Genomic DNA, 18,802 nt, shown 5'->3' with positions numbered 1-18,802 from the left:
CCCCAGGCTGCGCGCACTTCGTGTCGCTTCGCCCACCCCCCTGCTGGGGGCGATACCAGAGGCCCGGCAAAGCCGGTTCCTCGGTATCCCACGAAAAGAGGGGGGCTTTTTTGATTCCGGGATAGCTCCGGGAACGGGTGCGGCGCCTTTTAGAATGCCCCCAATGTCTTATCTCGTGCTCGCTCGCAAGTTCCGTCCGAAAACCTTTGGTGAGATGGTCGGCCAGGGGCACGTGGTGCAGGCGCTCGAGAACGCGTTGACCACGCAGCGCCTGCATCACGCCTACCTTTTTACCGGCACGCGGGGCGTGGGCAAGACCACGGTTTCGCGCATTCTGGCCAAGTCGCTCAACTGCCAGGGCCCGGACGGGCAGGGCGGCATCACGGCCACGCCTTGCGGGGTGTGCCAGGCCTGCAAGGACATCGATTCGGGCCGTTTCGTCGACTACACCGAGCTGGATGCGGCCTCGAACCGCGGGGTGGACGAGGTGCAGGCGCTGCTCGAACAGGCGGTTTACAAGCCGGTGCAGGGGCGCTTCAAGGTCTTCATGATCGACGAAGTGCACATGCTCACCAACACCGCGTTCAACGCGATGCTGAAGACGCTCGAAGAGCCGCCGGAATACCTCAAGTTCGTTCTGGCAACGACCGATCCGCAGAAGGTGCCGGTCACGGTGCTGTCGCGCTGCCTGCAGTTCAACCTGCGACCAATGGCGCCCGAAACCGTGCTCGAACACCTGACGAGCGTGTTGCAGACCGAGCAGGTGCCGGCCGAGCCGCAGGCATTGCGGCTGCTGGCACGTGCCGCGCGTGGATCGATGCGCGATGCGCTGTCGCTCACCGACCAGGCGATTGCCTTCGGCAACGGCGAACTGCTCGAAACCGGCGTGCGGCAGATGCTCGGCAGCGTCGACCGCGGCCATGTGTTCAAGCTGATCGAGGCGCTGGCGCAGGGCGACGGCAAGACGGTGGTCGACACCTCCGAGGCACTGCGGCGCGACGGTATGTCCGCTGCGTCCACGCTGGAAGAAATGACCGCCGTGCTGCAGGCCATGGCCGTGCTGCAGGCGGTGCCTTCGCGCGCGGAATCGGCCGATTCGGCCACCGACCCGGATGCGGCCGACACGGCGCGCCTGGCGTCGTTGATGCCGGCCGACGAAACGCAATTGCTCTACAGCCTGTGCCTGCACGGCCGCGGCGAGCTGGGACTGGCGCCCGACGAGTACGCGGCGCTCACGATGGTGCTGCTGCGGCTGCTGGCCTTCAAGCCTTCGGGCGCCGCAACCTCCGCATCGGCCTCTTCGGGCTCCGCGGAAAAAAAAACTCTGAATGACGCCCCAAGGGCGGTTTTCGCGCCCGCGGCGGCACCTGCGGCCCGGGTTGCACCGGTAGCCGAAGCGCCCGCTCCGGCTGCCGCACCGGTGCCCCCGCAAGCCAATTCGGCCCCGGCAGGCCAGCGCCTTGCGGTGGTGAGCGAACCGATGCGCCAAGGTGGGCCGCCGAGGCCGCAACCTTCGGCGGAGCCGTCGCCCGGCGAAGACCGCCCCAAGGTGCTTGCGGTGCCGATTCGCGTGCAGCCGCCGCCAAGTCAGCGGGACGTGCCGCGGCCCGACGGACAGCGCGCCCCCGCACCGCCCATTCCCCCCAGCGAAGACGGCGATTTCTGGCATGCCACCGTCACGCAGATGATTGCGGCCGAGAGCATCAACGCCCTGGCGCGCGAGCTTGCGCTGCAGTCGCAGCTGGTGGCGCGCGATGTCGACCAGTGGATACTGCGCGTGGAGCGGGAACTGCTCAACCAGCCTTCGGCGCGCGAGAAGCTCGCCGACGCCCTGGCGGCCCTGGGCCACAGCGTGAAGCTGGCCATTGAAATCGGCGGCGTGGTCGACAGCCCCGCGCGCCGCAACAAGCACGCGGCCGACGAACGCCAGCGCGTGGCCGAAGAGGCGATTCGCAACGACCCCGAGGTGCAGATGCTGATGCGCGAATTCGATGCGAAGATCGTGCCTGGAACGCTCAAGCCCGCCTGAGCGCCGTCTCTTATCCTTCCCCATTTTTCCAACCAATCAATCAGGACCAACGATGTTCAACAAAGGACAACTGGCCGGCCTCATGAAGCAGGCGCAGGCAATGCAGGACAACCTCAAGAAGGCCCAGGAAGAGCTGGCCACCATCGAGGTCGAAGGCGAATCGGGTGCCGGCCTGGTCAAGGTCGTGATGACCTGCAAGCACGATGTGAAGCGCATCACCATCGACCCGAGCCTCCTGGCCGACGACAAGGACATGCTCGAAGACCTGGTGGCTGCCGCCTTCAATGCCGCCGTGCGCAAGGCCGAGGAAACCAGCGAGCAGAAGATGGGCAAGCTCACGGCCGGCATGCCGGGCCTGCCGCCCGGCATGAAGCTGCCGTTCTGAGCCGTTGATGGCGGATGCCAGTTCGCTCGACGCATTGGTCGATGCGTTGCGCCGCCTGCCCGGTGTCGGCGTGAAGTCGGCCTCGCGCATGGCTTTTCATTTGCTGCAGCACGACCGCGAGGGTGCGCAGCTGCTCGCGCGCGCCCTGCAGCAGGCGGCCGGCAACGTGCGGCATTGCGAGCGCTGCAACACCTTCACCGAGGCGCCGGTCTGCAACGTATGCCTGGACCCGCGCCGCGACGCGAGCAAGCTCTGCGTGGTCGAAACGCCCGCCGACCAGGCGGCGCTCGAGCGCACTGGTGCGTTCCGCGGCTATTACTTCGTGCTGATGGGCAAGCTCAGTCCGCTCGACGGCATCGGGCCCAAGGACATCGGCCTGCAGAAGCTTTTTGATCGCGCGCTGGACGGCACAGTCAGCGAGGTCATCCTTGCCACCAACTTCACGGCAGAAGGCGAAGCCACCGCGCACGTGATCGGCGAAGCGCTCAAGCAGCGTGGGCTCAACGTGACACGGCTTGCGCGCGGCGTGCCGGCGGGCAGCGAACTCGAATACGTCGACCTCGGCACCATCGCGCATGCGCTGGTAGACCGCAGGTAGGCACAGACAACCGACATGACTTTTTCATTGCTCACCATTGCCTACTGGTGCGTGTTCATTGCCTGCGGCCTGCCGTACCTGGCGGCATGGATCGCAAAGGTCGGCAGCTTCGGGCCGCGCGACAACGTTCAGCCGCGCGATTGGGCCGCAAGGCAGAGCGGCTGGCGCGCTCGCGCCAACAGTGCGCAGGCCAACAGCTTCGAAGGACTGCCGTTCTTCATCGGCGCGGTGATCATTGCGCATCAGCTCGGCGCGGCGCAGGCAAGGCTCGACATGCTCGCGGCCGCATACGTCGTCTTGCGCGTGATCTACATCGCGGTGTACATCAAGGGCATCGGCAGCGTGCGCAGCGCGGTGTGGGCACTCGGATTCCTGGTCAACATCGCGATTCTTTTCATCGCGCGATAGGCGCACGCACGCCATTCGCAAGAGGCCTCGTAGAGGTCTTCATGTTTACGTGAAAACCCGCACGGGATGACCCCGATGCAGGCAACGCGGGCGCACCCCTAAGCTCGATTCAGTTCACCAGAATCAAAGAGCCCGCAGGACCGCTCCATGCTCCATCGCAGAACCCTCATCACCGCCTCCGCAGTCGCTGCCGCAGCAGTTGCGCTGCCGCGGGTCTTTGCGCAAGCCAAGCTCGAGAAGACGAAGATTTCCATCGCAGTCGGCGGCAAGGCAGCCTTCTACTATCTGCCTCTCACCATCTCCGAGCAGCTCGGCTACTTCAAGGCCGAAGGCCTCGAGGTCGAGATTTCCGACTTTGCCGGCGGCGCACGCGCTCTGCAGGCCGTGGTGGGTGGTTCGGCCGACGTGTGCTCCGGCGCCTACGAACACACCATCAACCTGCAGGCCAAGAACCAGTTCTTCCAGGCCTTTGTGCTGCAGGGCCGCGCGCCGCAAATTGCGGTGGGGGTGTCGACCAAGAACATGGCGGGCTATGCCGGCATTGCCGACCTGAAGGGCAAGAAGATCGGCGTCTCCGCGCCGGGCTCGTCGACCAACATGGTGGCCAACCTCGTGCTCTCGCGCGGCGGCCTGAAGGCCAGCGACGTGAGCTACATCGGCGTGGGTGTCGCGGCCGGCGCACTCACGGCGCTGCGCTCGGGCCAGATCGACGCCATCAGCAACACCGACCCGGTGATGACCATGCTCGAGCAGAAGGGCGACGTGAAGATCATCAGCGACACGCGCACGCTCAAGGGCACGCAGCAGGTGTTCGGCGGGCCGATGCCCGCGGCCTGCCTCTACGCGCCGATGGACTTCATCCAGAAGAACCCCAACACCTGCCAGGCGCTGGCCAACGCCATCGTGCACGGCCTCAAGTGGCTGCAGACGGCGGGGCCAGGCGACATCATCAAGACGGTGCCCGAAACCTATCTGCTCGGCGACCGCGCGCTGTACCTTGCGTCTTTCGACAAGGTGCGCGAATCGATTGCCACCGATGGCCTCGTGCCGGCCGAGGGGCCGAAGACGGCGCTCACAGCCATTTCGAGCTTCGACGCGGCAGTGAAGGCCGACAAGATCGATCTTGCCAAGACCTACACCAACGATTTTGCCCGGCGCGCGAAGGACAGGTTCAAAGCCTGACCTCCGGACGTCCTCGCGACCCGGCTTCGGCCGGGTTTTTTCTTGCAGCCAGACATGTCCGACTACGCACTCGAACTTCTCTCCATCAGTTGCACCTTTCACTCGAAGGACGATCCGGGCCAGCGCTACACCGCGGTGGCAGACACCACGCTGCGCGTCAGGGCGGGGGAGTTCGTGTCGGTGGTGGGGCCGACGGGGTGCGGCAAGTCGACGTTGCTGAATGTGGGCGCGGGCCTGCTCGAACCGTCGTCGGGCACGGTGAAGGTGTTTGGCCAGACGCTTGCCGGCGTGAACGCGCGGGCCGGCTACATGTTCCAGACCGAGGCGCTGATGCCGTGGCGCAGCGCCGTCGCCAACGTGATGGTGGGGCTGCAGTACCGGGGCGTTTCGGATGCCGATGCGCGCGAGCAGGCCGAGGCCTGGCTTTCGCGCGTGGGCCTTTCGGGTTTCGGCGACCGCTACCCGCATCAGCTGTCGGGCGGCATGCGCAAGCGCGTGGCATTGGCGCAGACGCTGGTGCTCGACCCCGACATCATCCTCATGGACGAGCCCTTCAGCGCGCTCGACATACAGACCCGGCAGCTGATGGAAAACGAAGTGCTTGAACTGTGGAGTGCCAAGAAAAAGGCGGTGCTCTTCATCACGCACGATCTCGACGAGGCCATTGCGATGAGCGACCGCGTGGTGGTGCTGTCGGCCGGCCCGGCCACGCACCCCATCGGCGAATTCGCCATCGACCTCGCCCGCCCGCGCGACGTCGCCGAGGTGCGCACGCAGCCGCGCTTTGTCGAACTGCACACGCAGATCTGGGAGGTGCTGCGCGACGAAGTTCTCAAGGGCTACGCGCAGCAACTGAGGAAGGCCGCATGATGCCGCGCCTGAACGAACGCAACGCGCGCTTCTGGCAACTGGTGCTGCTCGTGGTGTTGCTCGTGGCCTGGCACGTGGCCTCGCGCAACCAGCAGATCGCGTTCTTCCTGGGCGAGCCCATTCAGGTGGCCGGCCGCATCTGGAGCTGGTTTCTGCCGTTCGAAGTGCCGCCGAACCTGCTGTTCCCAGAGGGGCTGAAAGGCAATGCGGACATCTACCGCCACCTGGGCACCACGCTGCTCGAGACGGTGCTGGCCTTCGGCATCGGCACGGTGCTGGGCCTGGCGTGCGGACTCTGGCTGGCGCTGGCGCCCACGGCGAGCCTGATACTCGACCCCTACATCAAGGCCGCCAATTCGATGCCGCGCGTGATCCTGGCGCCGATCTTCGCGCTGTGGTTCGGCTTGGGCATCTGGAGCAAGGTGGCGCTGGCCGTCACGCTGGTGTTCTTCATCGTGTTCTTCAACGTCTACCAGGGCGTGCGCGAGGTCAGCCCCGTGGTGCTGGCCAACGCGAAGATGCTGGGCGCGAATCAGCGGCAGCTGCTGCGCACCGTCTATCTGCCCAGCGCCACCAGTTGGGTGTTCTCGAGCCTGCACACCTCGGTGGGCCTGGCCTTCGTGGGCGCGGTGGTGGGCGAGTACCTGGGCTCGGCGCGCGGCGTGGGCTACCTGATACTGCAGGCCGAAGGCACCTTCGACGTCAACACCGTGTTTGCCGGCATTGTGGTGCTCACCGCTTTTGCGCTGCTGCTCGACGGGCTGGTGGGGCTCATCGAGAAGCGCCTGATGAAGTGGCAGCCGCGCAGCGGCGAGACTGAAAAGCTCTAGCCGGGTTAGCGCTTCTTCTTTGCCGGCGTGCCGCCGCGCTTTTCGCGCACGACCTGCTGCTTGCCGCTCGACTTTGCCACGTTGCTGCCGCGCGCGGCAGTCGCCTTTACCGCGCTGCCGCCGCGCTTGGCGCTTGCGGTGGCGCGGCCGCGAGCCGGTCCTGCGCCCGATCCGACGCGAGTCGCGGGAGCGGCGCGAACCGGCAGGTACACGACCACGCTGTAGCCGCGCTTGAATGCGTGGTTGGGCTTGACGTCGTTCCACTCGGCCACGTTGGAGGGCGCGAGCTTGTAGCGGCGCGCAATGCTGGCCACGCTGTCGTTGCGGCCGGCCTTGATGGTGGTGCGGCGGTTGACAATTTCGGGCTGGAAGCTCAGATGTCCGCTGTCTGCGACCACGGCCGTCACGTCTTCTTTCACGCGGGCGCCGCGCGGCACGATGAGCGTGGAGCCCGCCTTGATGAGCATGCGCGGCGGAATGCTGTTGAGCGCACGCAGATCGGCCTCGCTCATGCCCGAGCGCTGGGCGGCATCGGCCACCGTCATGGTGTTGGGAACCACCCATGCCGTCCAGCTGGCGTACTGGCCTTGTGAGTAGGCGTCGAAATTGCGCTGGAACACGGCCGCGTTGTCCCAGGGCAGCAGGATCTGCTGCGTTCCGGCCGCAAGCAGCACCGGCTTGTGCGCGGCGGGGTTCAGGGCGCGAAAGTCTTCGAGCCGAACGTCGGCCAGCTTGGCGGCCAGCTCGACGTCGAGGTCGCGCGTGAGCGTCACCGTCTGAAAGTATGGGTGGTTGGCGATCAGCGGCAGTTCGGCGTTGAACGCCTGCGGGTTCGCAACGATGTTCTTCACGGCCTGCAGCTTGGGCACGTAGAGCCGCGTTTCGGCCGGCATGGAAAGATCGCTGTAGGTGGTGGGCAGGCCGAGGCGCTGGTTCTTGGCAATGGCGCGGCTCACGCTGCCTTCACCCCAGTTGTACGCGGCCAGCGCAAGCTGCCAGTCGCCGAACATGCGGTAGAGCTTTTGCAGGTAGTCCAGCGCGGCGCGAGTCGATGCCACCACGTCGCGGCGGTCGTCGCGGAAGATGTTCTGCTTCAGGTCGAAGTCGGTGCCGGTGGCCGGCATGAACTGCCACATGCCCGCGGCGCGTGCGCTGGAAATGGCCTGCGGGTTGAATGCGCTTTCGATGTAAGGCAGCAGCGCGAGTTCGGTGGGCATGTTGCGCCGCTCGAGTTCCTCGACGATGTGGAACATGTACTTGTTCGAGCGCTCGGTCATGCGCTGGATGTAGTCGGGCCGGCTGGCATACCACTGCTCGCGGTCGCGCACGAGGTCGCTCTCGAGGTTGGGCATCTTGAAGCCACGGCGGATGCGGTCCCACATGTCTGCGGGCGGTGCGAGCGTGACGACGCTTTGCGAATGCGCTTCGCTGCTGGTGATGGGAGTGAGAGGGCCGCCCGGGTAGACGGGCGCCGCGCTGCCGGCCACCTTGGAGGCGGTGCCGCCGGTGGTGGCGGTGGATGGGGCGGAAGTGCCGGACGAAGAGGGGGCCGTGGTGGTGCCCGCGCAGCCCGCGAGCAACAGTGAGCCTGCAAGGCAGGCAGCAGCGATAAATTTCATCGGAAGTCGTTTTTCCATTGGCGCAGTGCGGCAAACACATCGGCTTCGCCCGCATTCGCGGAAAGCTCGGCGTGCTCGCGCACCGCTCTAAGGACAGTGGCTTCGCGGCTGCGAAGAAAGGGGTTGATTCGGCGTTCGGTGGCCAATTGCGAAGGCAGCGTGGGCTGCCCCTGCGCGCGCAGGCTTTCGCAATGCGCGGTGTACTGAGTCAGATCGGCATTGCCGGGTTCCACCGCTTGGGCAAAACGCAGGTTAGCAAGTGTGTATTCGTGCGCACAACACACGCGGGAGTCGCCGGGCAGCGCTGCAAGCGCATCGAGCGAAGCCAGCATTTGCGCCGGCGTGCCTTCGAACAGGCGGCCGCAGCCGCCGGAGAACAGCGTGTCGCCGCAAAACAGCAGCGGCGCCTGGCCCTGGTGTGCGGGCAAGAAGTAGGCAATGTGGCCGGCCGTGTGGCCCGGCACGTCGATGACCTGGAAGCGCAGCCCGAGCACTTCGGCGCTGTCGCCATGCGAAAGCGGCGTGAAGGGTTCGGGGATGCGCTCGCGCGCGGGGCCGAAGACCGGCGTGCCGGTTGCCGCATGGAGCGCGGCCACGCCGCCCGTGTGATCGGGGTGGTGGTGCGTGACTAGAATCGCGGCGAGCTGCAGCTTGTCGCGCGTCAACGCGTCGAATACCGGTTGAGCGTCGCCCGGGTCCACCACGATCGCGTTGGACCCGTCCTGCAGCATCCAGATGTAGTTGTCAGCGAAGGCGGGCAGCGGAACAAGGGTCATGAGCGGTCAAATTATAGGTTTGCAGGATTGGTTCGCGACCCCCCCCGGCCGCTACCTCCTGGCGTGGGAGCAGGCCCAGTTCGACGAAGCCGTGGCGGATGTCTTCGGCTATCACGCGCTGCAACTGGGCGCAGCCGAGATCGAGGGACTGCGCGCCAACCGCATGCCGCACCGCTGGCTCGCCTTGAGCGACCCCTTGCAGCAACCCGGCAGGGCCGCGCTGTTCACCGACTTCGCGGCGCTGCCGTTCGCGGCCAACAGCCTGGACCTGGTGGTGCTGCCGCACGCACTGGAGCTGAGCCCCGACCCCCACGCCACCTTGCGCGAAGTGGAGCGGGTGCTGGTGCCCGAAGGCCGCGTGGTGATCTGCGGGCTCAACCCGGCCAGCCTGTGGGGCATGCGGCAGCGCCGCGCGCACCTCTACCGCAAGCTCGGCTTCGGCGAACTCTTCTTGCCCGAGGGCGGCGAGTTCATCGGCTACTGGCGCATTCGCGACTGGCTGCGGCTCTTGAGCTTCGAGGTGGAGTCGGGGCGTTTTGGCGTTTACCGGCCCGCGGTGCGCAGCGAGGCATGGCTGGAGCGCTGCCGCTGGATGGACACAGCCGGCGAGCGCTGGTGGCCCATTTTTGGCGCCGTGTATTTCCTGGTGGCCGTCAAGCGCGTGCGCGGCATGCGACTGCTTGGGGCCGAATGGCGCCGCGCCGCCGCGGCCCGCGCCACAGCGCCGGTGCCCCTGGCCGGCAAGGTGCACAAGGCCGACCACGCCGAATGATTGAATCAATGATCGATTGAAAGAAGAAGGAAAAGAAAGTTTTGAACGAAGTCGTGATCTACACCGATGGTGCGTGCAAGGGCAACCCGGGCCCCGGTGGCTGGGGCGCGTGGCTCAAGTCGGGCGCCACCGAAAAGGAACTGTTCGGCGGCGAACTGAACACCACCAACAACCGCATGGAACTCACGGCCGTGATCGAGGGCCTGGCCGCCCTCAAGCGGCCATGCAAGGTCATTCTTTATCTCGACAGCCAGTACGTGCGCATGGGCATCACCGAGTGGATCCGCGGCTGGAAGGCCAAGGGCTGGCGCACCTCCACCAAGCAGCCGGTAAAGAACGTGGAACTCTGGCAAAAGCTCGACAAGCTGGTGGCCGAAGGCGGCCACGTCATCGAATGGCGGTGGGTCAAGGGCCACTCGGGCGATCCGGGCAACGAGCGCGCCGACATGCTCGCCAACAAGGGCGTGGACAAGGCCCTCGGCCGGATCTAGGCCGGATCCGGACCGGACTAGTCCTCGAGCATCATCACGTCGACTTCATCGCCCGCGGCCACGCTGCCCTGATCGTGGTGCAGCACCACGAGCCCGTTGGCCTCGACCATCGAACTCAGCACCCCCGAACCCTGGTTGCCCGCAATGCGAACCTCGGGCAGGGCGCCGGCCACGGCCGTTACGAAGCCGCGCTGGTATTCGGTGCGGCCTGGCTTCTTGCGGATAGCGCCCACGCTGCGTGCACGCAGCAGCGGCCGCGGCGCGGCGGCAATGTCGTGGCAGCCCATCATGCGCAGCAGTGCAGGCCGCACGAACGCAAGAAAAGTGACCATCACGGCCACCGGATTGCCAGGCAGCCCGAACAACACGGCTGCGCCCGGCTGCGATGAAGAGGTTTGGTTGCGCGGGATCAGCCCGACGGCCATCGGCCGACCAGGCCGCATGGCAACCCGCCAGAACGCCATGTCGCCAAGCTGCTGCATCACCGCGCGCGTGTGGTCGGCGGCACCGACGCTCACGCCACCGCTGGTGATGATGGCGTCCGCCTCGCTGGCGGCGCGCTGCAGCGTGGCGGCGAGCGTGGCGGGGTCGTCGCGCACCAGGCCCAGGTCGATGACTTCGCAACCCAGCCGCGTGAGCAGGCCGAACACCGTGTAGCGGTTGCTGTCGTACACGGCGCCTTCGCGCGGCGGTTCGCCAAGGCTCAGGATTTCGTCGCCGGTCGAAAAGTAGGCCACGCGCAGGCGCCGCAGCACGGAAATCGAAGGCAGGCCGAGGCTCGCAATCATGCCCAGGGCTGCGGGCGACAGGCGCTCGCCGCGCCTCAACGCCGGTTGCCCTTGCATCAGGTCTTCGCCCGCGAAGCGGCGGTTGTCGCCGCGGCGGAGCACCTTGGCCGGAAAGCTCACGCGGTCGCCGTCGACCTTGCAGAACTCCTGCGGAATCACGGTGTCGAGCCCTTCGGGCATGACCGCGCCGGTCATGATCCGGACCGCGTCGCCCGCACCCAGGGAGCCGCGCCACGCCGCGCCGGCCAGAGCGGTTCCCACCACGCGCAGATCGATCGATGCGTCGATGGGCGCATCGTCGCGCAGGACGGCGCCATCGAAGGCAAAGCCGTCCATCGCGGAGTTGTCGTGCGGCGGCACGCTCACAGGCGAGATGATGTCTTCGGCCAGCACGCGGCCGAGCGCTTCGCGCACGCCGACTTCTTCGCGTTCGGAGACCACGGCCTGGGCGACGAGCTGGGCCAGGAAGGACTGGACCCCGTCGACGCTCAGCGCCTGGGGGTCATAGCCCGCAAGGGCGGCGGCAATGTCGGCGATGCGGCTCATCGGCTTTCTAGGGCGTGCAGTTCGGCCAGCGTATTGGCGTTGAAGAAAGCATCGGGCGCATCGCCGGGCCGGTCGAAAGGCACGAGCACGGTGCGGTGCTGCGCGGTCCACGCGTCGATCTTGCGGCCACCGGACTGGGTGAAGTTCACCAGGCTTTCGAGCAACGCGGTGTGTAGCAGGCAGAACACCGGCTGCGGCCGCAGCACCGGCGCCGCGCCGGGTTCGGCGGCGGCTTCGGGGGCGCTGACCATGGCAATTTCCGCGTTGTCGGCAACCAGTGCCTCGGCCATGCGGCTTGCCAAGTCGAGCGGGAACAGCGGCGTGTCGCAAGGCACGGTCAACAGGTAAGGCGTTTCGCAGCGCTCGAGGCCGGTCAGGAAGCCCGCGAGCGGACCCGCGTAGTCGGCCAGGCTGTCGGGCCATACCGGCACGCCGAAGGACTCGTAGGCGGCCAGGTTGCGATTGGCATTGATCATCACCTCGCCGACCTGCATGCCCAGCCGCAGCACGGCGTGCATTGCAAGCGGCGAACCATTGAAGTTCTGCAGGCCCTTGTCGACGCCGCCCATGCGGGAGCCGCGGCCGCCGGCCAGCAGCAGGCCGGTGATCTCGCTGGGGGAAATGGGTTCTTGTGTCTCTGGGGTCATCCGCCGATGTAGCTCATTTCGACGCGTCGCGGCGCCTTGTCGTTGGTGTCGTGCTCGGCGCTTTCGGGGCCGCGAAGCGCGCGCAGTTCGGAATAGCGGTCGGCGCGGCCCTGCCAGATGTGGCCGATGGCGGAGGCGATCTCCTCGTCGGTGGCGGTGCCGCGCAGCAGCGGGCGCAAGTCGTGGCCCGCGCTGGCAAAAAGGCAGAGGTAGAGCTTGCCCTCGGTGGACAGGCGCGCGCGGCTGCAGTCGTGGCAGAAGGCCTGGGTCACGCTGCTGATCACGCCGACCTCGCCGCCGCCGTCGGCATAGGCCCAGCGCTGCGCGGTCTCTCCGGGCGCGCTGGCCTCGAGGGGCACCAGCGGAAACTCGGCGCCGATGCGCGCGATGACTTCCGCCGAAGGCAGCACCTCGTCCATGCGCCAGCCGTTGGTGGCGCCCACGTCCATGTATTCGATGAAGCGCAGCACGACCTTGCCGCCGTGGTTGTCGCGAAAGTAGCGCGCCATCGGCAGGATTTCCTGCTCGTTGGTGCCGCGCTTGACCACCATGTTGACCTTGATCGGGCCGAGCCCGGCGGCCAGCGCCGCCTCGATGCCGGCCAGCACATCGGCCACCGGAAAATCGACGTCGTTCATGTGGCGGAACACCGCGTCGTCGAGGCTGTCGAGGCTCACGGTCACGCGCTGGAGGCCGGCGGCGGCCAATGCTGCCGCCTTGCGCCGCAGTAGCGAGCCGTTGGTGGTGAGCGTGAGCGCCAGCGGGTCACCGGCCGGTGTGCGAAGCTCGGAAAGCTGCTCGATCAGCCCCTCGATGTTCTTGCGCAGCAGCGGCTCGCCGCCGGTGAGGCGGATCTTGCGCACGCCGTGGGCTGCAAAAAGCCGCGCGAGCCGCGTCATTTCCTCGAAGCTCAGCAGGGCGCTGTGCGGCAGGTATTGGTAGTCCTTGTCGAACACGTCTTTCGGCATGCAGTAGCTGCAGCGAAAGTTGCAGCGGTCTGTCACGCTGATGCGCAGGTCGGTCAGCGGCCGGCCGAGGCGGTCGAGCAGGTGGCCTGTGGCGGGCACGGCAATCTCCGGCACCGAAACCGCCGGGCGTGCGCGGCCGATTTCGGAGAGCGGAATGACGGTGGTGCTTTTGCTGTTCATGGGGCAGCGGCCAATTTACTCCATCGGCGATGGGCCGAGCCGGAAAGGGCTACTCGGCAGGGCTGCTAGACGCAGCGCGCGCCGTCCACTTCGATGCACACGCCGCTGATGAATGCGGCCTCGTCGCTCGCGAGGTACAGCGCAGCGTTGGCCACATCGAGCGCCGTCGAGAAGCGGCCGAGCGGAATGGTGGCGCGGAACTTGGCCTTGCGCTCTTCGGTGAGCGGACCGCCGGCGAATTCGGCGGCCAGGCCCGTGTCGGGGTTGAAGACCGGGTTGATGCAGTTCACGCGGATGTTGTCGGGGCCGAGCTCGGCGGCCAGCGACTTGCTCGTCGTGATGACGGCGCCCTTGGAGCCGTTGTACCAGGTGAGCCCCGGACGCGGACGCACGCCGGCCGTGGAGGCGATGTTGATGAACGAGCCGCCGCCGTTGGCGCGGAACGCCGGCACCGCGTGCACGGTGGCCAGATAGATGCTCTTCACGTTGACCGCGTAGCACTTGTCGAACTCGTCTTCGCCAACCTCGAGGGCAGGGCGGTTGCGGTGCGTCCAGCCGGCGTTGTTGACCATGGCGTCGAGCTTGCCGTGGCGCTCGACCGCGGCTTCGACCAGGGCCTTGACCTGTGCCGACTGCGTGACGTCCGCCGCAAAGAACGAGGCCCTGCCGCCTTCGCGCAGGATGGCTTCGACCACCTGCTGGCCGGCTGCCGGGTTGATGTCGTTCACGAGCACCTGGGCGCCCTCGGCCGCGAGCCGCTTGGCGATGCCTTCGCCGATGCCGCCGCCGGCACCGGTCACGATGATGGATTTGTCCTTGACGCGCACGCTGTGTCTCCTCGAAAAAAGTGCAGCGGGGCAGTGTATCGGGCCATGCTGCCAAGTGCTTGTGCATGGCGCCTTTTGCGCAGTGCGCCCAGCGCGTGCTGGACGCCGTTGTTGAGAATTACTATCATCCAAGTGCCTGAGTACGCAGCACTCGAATGGACGCAAAGGGCTCTTTCAACACAAGGAGCTTGCAATCGTGCTTTACATGCAGCGCACCGATCTCTCGGCACGCCAATGGATCGGTCTGGCAATCGTCTCTGCCGGCGCGCTTGCGCTGGCCTTCCGGTTCTGCGAATTCGTTCGCGCCGACCCGGTGGTCTGGAGCGCTCTACTGGGCGGTTCGGTAGCGGCGCTGGCCACTGCGCTGGGCACGCTGCCCGTGCTGTTCTCCCAGAAGCTTCCTGAGCGGCTGCAGGACACGCTGTTCGGTTTCGGCGCCGGTGTGATGCTGGCCGCCTGCGCCTTCTCCCTGATCATTCCCGGCCTGGAGGCGGCGCGAAAGGCGGAAATGTTCGGCGGCGGCAGCTGGGCCGCCGGCGGCGTGTTGGGCTCGGCCATCCTGCTCGGCGGCATCGCGCTGATGCTGCTGGACCGCGTGCTGCCGCACGAGCACTTCATCAAGGGCCTGGAGGGCCAGACCGCGCACAGGCTGCGGCGCACCTGGCTTTTCGTGTTTGCCATCGCACTGCACAACCTGCCGGAGGGTCTCGCGATCGGCGTCGGCTATGCGGCCGGCAACGGGTTGCGCGCCGACGCGCTGGCCACTGGCATCGCAATCCAGGACGTGCCCGAAGGCCTGGTGGTGGCCGTGGCGCTGCTGGCGGCGGGCTACAGGCGCGGGTTCGCCGTCTTCATCGGAATGGTTTCAGGCGTGGTCGAGCCCCTTGGTGCGGTGCTCGGTGCCGCCGTGGTCGGCCACTCCGTCTTGCTGCTGCCGTGGGGGCTGGGCTTCGCGGCCGGCGCCATGCTGTTCGTCATCAGCCACGAGATCATTCCGGAGTCGCACCGCAAGGGGCACGAAAGCTTTGCGACCAGCGGGCTGATGCTCGGCTTCGTGCTGATGATGCTGCTGGACACGGCGCTGGGGTAGACCTGCGCCACGACCCGGCCGGCCCGGCCTCTTAACCGTGCTTGATGGCGACGGTCTTGAGGGTGGTGAAGCCGTAGAGCGCCTCAAAGCCCTTTTCGCGTCCGTAGCCCGACGACTTGACTCCACCGAACGGCAGTTCCACACCGCCGCCCGCGCCGTAGTTGTTGATAAACACCTGGCCGCTGCGCACCCGCTTGGCCATGCGGAACTGGCGTGCGCCGTCTGCTGTCCAGATGCCGGCAACAAGGCCGAACTGCGTCGCGTTGGCCAGCGCCACCGCTTCGTCCTCATCGGCGAACTGCATTGCGGCAAGCACCGGGCCGAACACTTCTTCCTGTGCGAGGCGGTGGTTCACCGGCACGTCGCGCAGCAGGGTGGGGGCCTGGTAGAAGCCGGTTTCGGGCGCTTCGTCGACCACGACGCCGTGGGCCACCATTGGAATGCCGGCCACCTGGGCGTCGCTCAAAAAGTCCCACACACGTTGCTGCTGGGTCTGGCGGATCAGCGGGCCCACGTCGAGGTCCATGGCCGCGGGGCCGACGCGCAGGGCCTCGAAGGCATGGCCGAGGCGTTCGAGCAGCGGCTCGTAGATGCCGCGCTGGATCAGCACACGCGAGCCGGCCGAACAGGTCTGACCGGCGTTCTGCACGATGGCGTTGATGATCACCGGAATGGCCGCGTCGAGGTCGGCGTCGGCAAAGATGATCTGCGGGCTCTTGCCGCCGAGCTCGAGCGTGACCGGGCAATGCCGCTCGGCCGCCACCTGCTGGATGAGCGTGCCGATTTTTGGGCTGCCGGTAAAGCTGATGTGGTCGATGCCTTCATGCCGCGCGAGCGCGTCGCCCACCTCGTGGCCATAGCCCGTCACGATGTTGAGCGCACCGGCCGGAAAGCCGACTTCGGCCGCGAGCTGTGCCACGCGGATCAAGGAAAGGCAGGCGTCTTCGGCCGGCTTCACCACGCACACGTTGCCGGCCGCCAGGGCCCCGCCCACGCTGCGCCCGAAGATCTGCATCGGGTAGTTCCAGGGAATGATGTGGCCCGTGACGCCGTGCGGCTCGCGCCAGGTGAAAACGCTGTACCCGTCCTGGTAGGGAATCGTCTCGCCGTGCAGCTTGTCGCAGGCGCCGGCATAGAACTCGAAATAGCGCACCAGCGCCACCGCGTCGGCACGCGCCTGCTTCACGGGCTTGCCGCAGTCGCGCTGCTCGAGCAGGGCCAACTCGTCGACGTGCTCGGCAATCTTCTGCGAAAGCTTGTAGAGAAGGCGGCCGCGGTCGGCTGCGCTCACCTTGTGCCACACGCCCTCGAAGCAATCGCGTGCCGCGCGCACCGCGGAGTCGATATCGGCGGCGTTGCTGCGCTGGATTTCGTCGAAAGGCTGGCCGTCGGACGGGTCGAGCACCTGCAGGGTGCGGCCTGAGGAAGACGGGACGTCGGCGTTGGCGATGAAGTTGAGTTGCATGGAACGGGATTTTGCGCGAAGCCGGGCAAACCCGCCGGCGGCCCCGGGCTACCTTGGTGCGCCGGGGCGCGGCAGCGCCCGCACCGCATTGAGCATGCGCTCCACATGCTTGTCCGGGTTCAGGTTCTGGTAGTAGTAAGCCACCGTGCCGTTCGGCGCAATCACGTAGGACAGGCGGTTGGCAAAGTCTGGCCGCGTCTGCATCAGGGCGTCGAACCCGTTGATTACCGTTTTCGATTCGTCCGAGGCCACGGGAAAGCGGCTTTGGCACGACTTGACCGAGAACTTCGAGAGCGTGTCGATGTCGTCGGCCGAAACGCCGATGACAGTGGCGCCGAGCGCCGTGAACTGGTCGATGGCTTCGGCGAACGCATGGGCCTCGATCGAACAGTCGCTGGAGTCGGCCGCGGGAAAGAAGTACAACACCACCGGCCCTTTGGCCAAGGCTTCGGCCAGCGAGTAGCGGAAGGTTTTGCCGCCGAGTGCGGCATTGGCGGTGAACTTGGGTACCGGGTCGCCGATGTCGAGGGCGGCGCTGGCGGGGAGCGCCATTGCGGCGGCGACCGACATCAGTGCGATGCGTGAGAGGATCGGTCTTGCCATGGTGTAACTCCGAACAGGTGTGAAGCGAATTCTAGGATGGGCGAGCAATTAAAGATGGCGCGAATGAAACCGGCAGGCGCCGGCCAGCGTATACCCGGCAGCAGTCAAGAAAAACCAAAGAAAACCAAAGAGAACACCGATCCACGATCATGAACGCCTGGTCTCGACTCCTTCGAATTTGCCTTGCGGGCGTGATGATCGCGTTGCTGGGTGCCTGCGGGTCGCTGCCGCCGGCGCGCGAGCGGGCGGCCGTAACTGCAGACGCGGCCGACCCCTCCACCACGCTCTCGAAGATCGTGGCGGCCTCGACGCCGCCCAGTGAGCATTCGGGCTTCCGGCTGATGCCGCTCGGTGTGTATTCGCTGGACGCGCGCATCCAGCTTGCGCAGCGTGCCCAGCGTTCGCTGGTGGTCCAGTATTACCAGCTCGAGAACGACGCCACCGGCCGGCTGCTGATGCGCTCGCTGCGCGAAGCGGCGGCGCGCGGGGTGAAGGTGCGCTTGCTGGTGGACGATCTCTACACGGCCAGGAGCCAGCAGCTGCTGCTTGCGCTTTCGCAGACGCCCAACGTGGACGTGCGGCTGTTCAACCCGTTCTGTTGCGGGCGCAACGGATTTCTGTCGCGCTTCGCGGCGTCGCCGCACGAGATCGGGCGGCTCAACCACCGCATGCACAACAAGCTCTTCATCGCCGACGGCGTCATGGCGGTGGTGGGCGGGCGCAACATTGCCGACGAGTATTTCGTGCTGAGCGAGGCGCAGAACTTCATCGACATGGACGCGCTGGTGGTGGGCAAGGTGCTGCCGCAGCTCGAATCGATCTTCGATGCCTACTGGAACAGCAAGCAGGTCTGGCCCGTGGCGGACATCGTGCGGGGCGAGGGCGGGCGCACGCCCACCACCGCGGACTTCGATGCGTGGATCGGCATGGCGGCGGCGCCGCCGAAGATCGTGCTGCCGCCCTCCGACATCCTGGGTTACGGGCCGATTGCCGAAGAGCTCGACGGCGGCCGCATGGGGCTTTTGTGGGGCGAGGCCCGAGCCATTGCCGACCCGCCCACCAAGCCGACCACCATGACGGCGGACGAAGCCATTGCCACCAGCGTGACGATGCAGGTCTGGGCACTGTTGATGGACGCCAAGATCCAGGTCGACCTGACCTCGCCGTACCTGGTGCCCGGCGAGCGCGGCATGGCGGCCTTCGAAGACCTGGCAAAGCGCAACGTCAAGCTCACGCTGCTCACCAATTCGCTGGCCGCCAACGACGAGCCGCTGGTGCACACCGGCTACGCGCGCTACCGCGAGCGGTTGCTCAAGGGCGGGGCCGACCTGTACGAACTGAGCCCGCAGCGCACCACCGCGGGAGAACGCTTCGGCGTGTTCGGCAAATCGCTCGGGCGGCTGCACTCCAAGACGGCGGCCATCGACAAGACGCGCATCTTCATCGGCTCGATGAACCTCGATCCGCGCTCGGCGAGCCAGAACACCGAGATGGGCCTGGTGGTCGACAGCCCCCAGTTGGCGCGCGAGATGCTGCGTGTCATCAACATCAGCAAGCTGCAGAACTCGTACCGCCTGCGCCTTGCCAAGGACACCGGCACGCTGCAGTGGCTCACGAGCGACGGGGAAAAGGAAGTCATCCTGACCTCGGAACCGGAGTCGACGTTCTTTCAACGGCTCCACAACCTGATCATTGCGCCTCTGGTTCCCGAAATGCTGCTGTAGCCTC

Annotated in this window: 19 protein-coding genes; 11 read left to right on the top strand and 8 right to left on the bottom strand. The window is 66.6% G+C overall.

What is annotated here, in order from left to right; genetic code table 11:
- Positions 1-163: 163 nt before the first annotated feature.
- The 7 genes from dnaX to V9L20_RS06255 all read left to right on the top strand — a co-directional run bounded on the left by dnaX (position 164) and on the right by V9L20_RS06255 (position 6,302).
- A complete protein-coding gene (dnaX, locus tag V9L20_RS06285; protein WP_337295913.1) occupies positions 164-2,029 on the top strand; it encodes a DNA polymerase III subunit gamma/tau in 1,866 nt (621 codons plus the stop codon).
- A gap of 52 nt (positions 2,030-2,081) precedes the next feature.
- The gene (locus V9L20_RS06280) at positions 2,082-2,414 is read left to right on the top strand and encodes a YbaB/EbfC family nucleoid-associated protein (protein WP_012747441.1); all 333 of its coding nucleotides are present in this window, start codon (positions 2,082-2,084) and stop codon (positions 2,412-2,414) included.
- 7 nt (positions 2,415-2,421) lie between these two features.
- On the top strand, positions 2,422-3,012 hold the full coding sequence (gene recR / locus V9L20_RS06275) for a recombination mediator RecR (protein ID WP_126746508.1): 591 nt from the start codon (positions 2,422-2,424) through the stop codon (positions 3,010-3,012).
- Positions 3,013-3,027: 15 nt separating this feature from the next.
- Complete coding sequence (locus V9L20_RS06270; RefSeq protein ID WP_337295912.1) at positions 3,028-3,420, top strand: MAPEG family protein; 393 nt, start codon at positions 3,028-3,030, stop codon at positions 3,418-3,420.
- A 147-nt stretch (positions 3,421-3,567) separates the two neighbouring features.
- Positions 3,568-4,602 (top strand): ABC transporter substrate-binding protein, encoded by a 1,035-nt coding sequence (locus V9L20_RS06265; protein ID WP_258505943.1) that lies wholly within the window; start codon positions 3,568-3,570, stop codon positions 4,600-4,602.
- A 54-nt stretch (positions 4,603-4,656) separates the two neighbouring features.
- Positions 4,657-5,472, top strand: coding sequence for an ABC transporter ATP-binding protein (locus V9L20_RS06260; protein ID WP_258505945.1), 816 nt, complete (start codon positions 4,657-4,659; stop codon positions 5,470-5,472).
- Positions 5,469-6,302, top strand: a complete 834-nt coding sequence (locus V9L20_RS06255; RefSeq protein ID WP_126746504.1) for an ABC transporter permease — start codon at positions 5,469-5,471, stop codon at positions 6,300-6,302. Before V9L20_RS06260 ends, V9L20_RS06255 begins: the two co-directional genes overlap by 4 nt.
- Before the next feature lie 5 nt (positions 6,303-6,307).
- Here the strand turns inward: V9L20_RS06255 and V9L20_RS06250 are convergent, their stop codons facing one another.
- Positions 6,308-7,921 (bottom strand): transglycosylase SLT domain-containing protein, encoded by a 1,614-nt coding sequence (locus V9L20_RS06250; protein WP_337295911.1) that lies wholly within the window; start codon positions 7,919-7,921, stop codon positions 6,308-6,310.
- Positions 7,918-8,697, bottom strand: a complete 780-nt coding sequence (gene gloB / locus V9L20_RS06245; RefSeq protein WP_337295910.1) for a hydroxyacylglutathione hydrolase — start codon at positions 8,695-8,697, stop codon at positions 7,918-7,920. The genes V9L20_RS06250 and gloB overlap by 4 nt, the downstream gene beginning before the upstream one ends.
- Here gloB and V9L20_RS06240 point away from each other — a divergent pair.
- Together V9L20_RS06240 and rnhA are read left to right on the top strand one after the other, a co-directional pair.
- A complete protein-coding gene (locus tag V9L20_RS06240) occupies positions 8,696-9,469 on the top strand; it encodes a class I SAM-dependent methyltransferase (protein WP_337295909.1) in 774 nt (257 codons plus the stop codon). The genes gloB and V9L20_RS06240 overlap by 2 nt on opposite strands.
- Before the next feature lie 41 nt (positions 9,470-9,510).
- Positions 9,511-9,960: a ribonuclease HI gene (gene rnhA, locus V9L20_RS06235; protein WP_126746501.1), complete on the top strand. Its 450-nt coding sequence runs from the start codon at positions 9,511-9,513 to the stop codon at positions 9,958-9,960.
- A 17-nt stretch (positions 9,961-9,977) separates the two neighbouring features.
- Here the strand turns inward: rnhA and moeA are convergent, their stop codons facing one another.
- The 4 genes from moeA to V9L20_RS06215 all read right to left on the bottom strand — a co-directional run bounded on the left by moeA (position 9,978) and on the right by V9L20_RS06215 (position 13,916).
- Positions 9,978-11,294 carry a molybdopterin molybdotransferase MoeA gene (gene moeA, locus V9L20_RS06230; protein WP_337295908.1) on the bottom strand — a complete coding sequence of 439 codons (1,317 nt, stop codon included), beginning with the start codon at positions 11,292-11,294 and terminating at the stop codon, positions 9,978-9,980.
- Positions 11,291-11,941, bottom strand: coding sequence for a molybdenum cofactor guanylyltransferase MobA (gene mobA, locus V9L20_RS06225; protein WP_337295907.1), 651 nt, complete (start codon positions 11,939-11,941; stop codon positions 11,291-11,293). Before mobA ends, moeA begins: the two co-directional genes overlap by 4 nt.
- Positions 11,938-13,089, bottom strand: coding sequence for a GTP 3',8-cyclase MoaA (gene moaA, locus V9L20_RS06220; RefSeq protein WP_337295906.1), 1,152 nt, complete (start codon positions 13,087-13,089; stop codon positions 11,938-11,940). Before moaA ends, mobA begins: the two co-directional genes overlap by 4 nt.
- A gap of 65 nt (positions 13,090-13,154) precedes the next feature.
- Positions 13,155-13,916, bottom strand: coding sequence for an SDR family oxidoreductase (locus tag V9L20_RS06215; protein WP_258505951.1), 762 nt, complete (start codon positions 13,914-13,916; stop codon positions 13,155-13,157).
- A 205-nt stretch (positions 13,917-14,121) separates the two neighbouring features.
- Here V9L20_RS06215 and V9L20_RS06210 point away from each other — a divergent pair, with 205 nt between their 5' ends.
- The gene (locus V9L20_RS06210) at positions 14,122-15,006 is read left to right on the top strand and encodes a ZIP family metal transporter (RefSeq protein WP_258508389.1); all 885 of its coding nucleotides are present in this window, start codon (positions 14,122-14,124) and stop codon (positions 15,004-15,006) included.
- A gap of 31 nt (positions 15,007-15,037) precedes the next feature.
- On the opposite strand, the gene V9L20_RS06205 is transcribed toward V9L20_RS06210, so the two are convergent.
- Positions 15,038-16,471, bottom strand: coding sequence for an aldehyde dehydrogenase family protein (locus V9L20_RS06205; RefSeq protein ID WP_258505952.1), 1,434 nt, complete (start codon positions 16,469-16,471; stop codon positions 15,038-15,040).
- A 48-nt stretch (positions 16,472-16,519) separates the two neighbouring features.
- The gene (locus tag V9L20_RS06200) at positions 16,520-17,074 is read right to left on the bottom strand and encodes a peroxiredoxin (RefSeq protein ID WP_258505954.1); all 555 of its coding nucleotides are present in this window, start codon (positions 17,072-17,074) and stop codon (positions 16,520-16,522) included.
- A gap of 149 nt (positions 17,075-17,223) precedes the next feature.
- Between V9L20_RS06200 and V9L20_RS06195 the strand changes: the two genes are divergently transcribed.
- On the top strand, positions 17,224-18,798 hold the full coding sequence (locus V9L20_RS06195; protein ID WP_337295905.1) for a phospholipase D family protein: 1,575 nt from the start codon (positions 17,224-17,226) through the stop codon (positions 18,796-18,798).
- The last annotated feature ends 4 nt before the right edge of the window (positions 18,799-18,802 follow it).

Origin of the sequence: Variovorax sp. CCNWLW225 (genome assembly GCF_037204045.1) — a bacterium.
GTDB lineage: Bacteria > Pseudomonadota > Gammaproteobacteria > Burkholderiales > Burkholderiaceae_C > Variovorax.
The sequence above is the reverse complement of the archived record's forward strand: the minus strand, read 5'-3'. Positions and strand labels throughout refer to the sequence as shown.

What these genes read in the sequence shown, in the direction of transcription:
- gloB (WP_337295910.1), bottom strand. Translation starts at nt 8,697, where the DNA reads ATGACCCTTGTTCCGCTGCCCGCCTTCGCTGACAACTACATCTGGATG.
- V9L20_RS06280 (WP_012747441.1), top strand. Translation starts at nt 2,082, where the DNA reads ATGTTCAACAAAGGACAACTGGCCGGCCTCATGAAGCAGGCGCAGGCA.
- V9L20_RS06255 (WP_126746504.1), top strand. Translation starts at nt 5,469, where the DNA reads ATGATGCCGCGCCTGAACGAACGCAACGCGCGCTTCTGGCAACTGGTG.
- V9L20_RS06210 (WP_258508389.1), top strand. Translation starts at nt 14,122, where the DNA reads ATGCAGCGCACCGATCTCTCGGCACGCCAATGGATCGGTCTGGCAATC.
- moeA (WP_337295908.1), bottom strand. Translation starts at nt 11,294, where the DNA reads ATGAGCCGCATCGCCGACATTGCCGCCGCCCTTGCGGGCTATGACCCC.
- V9L20_RS06200 (WP_258505954.1), bottom strand. Translation starts at nt 17,074, where the DNA reads ATGGCAAGACCGATCCTCTCACGCATCGCACTGATGTCGGTCGCCGCC.
- recR (WP_126746508.1), top strand. Translation starts at nt 2,422, where the DNA reads ATGGCGGATGCCAGTTCGCTCGACGCATTGGTCGATGCGTTGCGCCGC.
- dnaX (WP_337295913.1), top strand. Translation starts at nt 164, where the DNA reads ATGTCTTATCTCGTGCTCGCTCGCAAGTTCCGTCCGAAAACCTTTGGT.
- V9L20_RS06270 (WP_337295912.1), top strand. Translation starts at nt 3,028, where the DNA reads ATGACTTTTTCATTGCTCACCATTGCCTACTGGTGCGTGTTCATTGCC.
- V9L20_RS06265 (WP_258505943.1), top strand. Translation starts at nt 3,568, where the DNA reads ATGCTCCATCGCAGAACCCTCATCACCGCCTCCGCAGTCGCTGCCGCA.
- V9L20_RS06240 (WP_337295909.1), top strand. Translation starts at nt 8,696, where the DNA reads ATGAGCGGTCAAATTATAGGTTTGCAGGATTGGTTCGCGACCCCCCCC.
- V9L20_RS06195 (WP_337295905.1), top strand. Translation starts at nt 17,224, where the DNA reads ATGAACGCCTGGTCTCGACTCCTTCGAATTTGCCTTGCGGGCGTGATG.
- V9L20_RS06260 (WP_258505945.1), top strand. Translation starts at nt 4,657, where the DNA reads ATGTCCGACTACGCACTCGAACTTCTCTCCATCAGTTGCACCTTTCAC.
- mobA (WP_337295907.1), bottom strand. Translation starts at nt 11,941, where the DNA reads ATGACCCCAGAGACACAAGAACCCATTTCCCCCAGCGAGATCACCGGC.
- moaA (WP_337295906.1), bottom strand. Translation starts at nt 13,089, where the DNA reads ATGAACAGCAAAAGCACCACCGTCATTCCGCTCTCCGAAATCGGCCGC.
- V9L20_RS06250 (WP_337295911.1), bottom strand. Translation starts at nt 7,921, where the DNA reads ATGAAATTTATCGCTGCTGCCTGCCTTGCAGGCTCACTGTTGCTCGCG.
- V9L20_RS06205 (WP_258505952.1), bottom strand. Translation starts at nt 16,471, where the DNA reads ATGCAACTCAACTTCATCGCCAACGCCGACGTCCCGTCTTCCTCAGGC.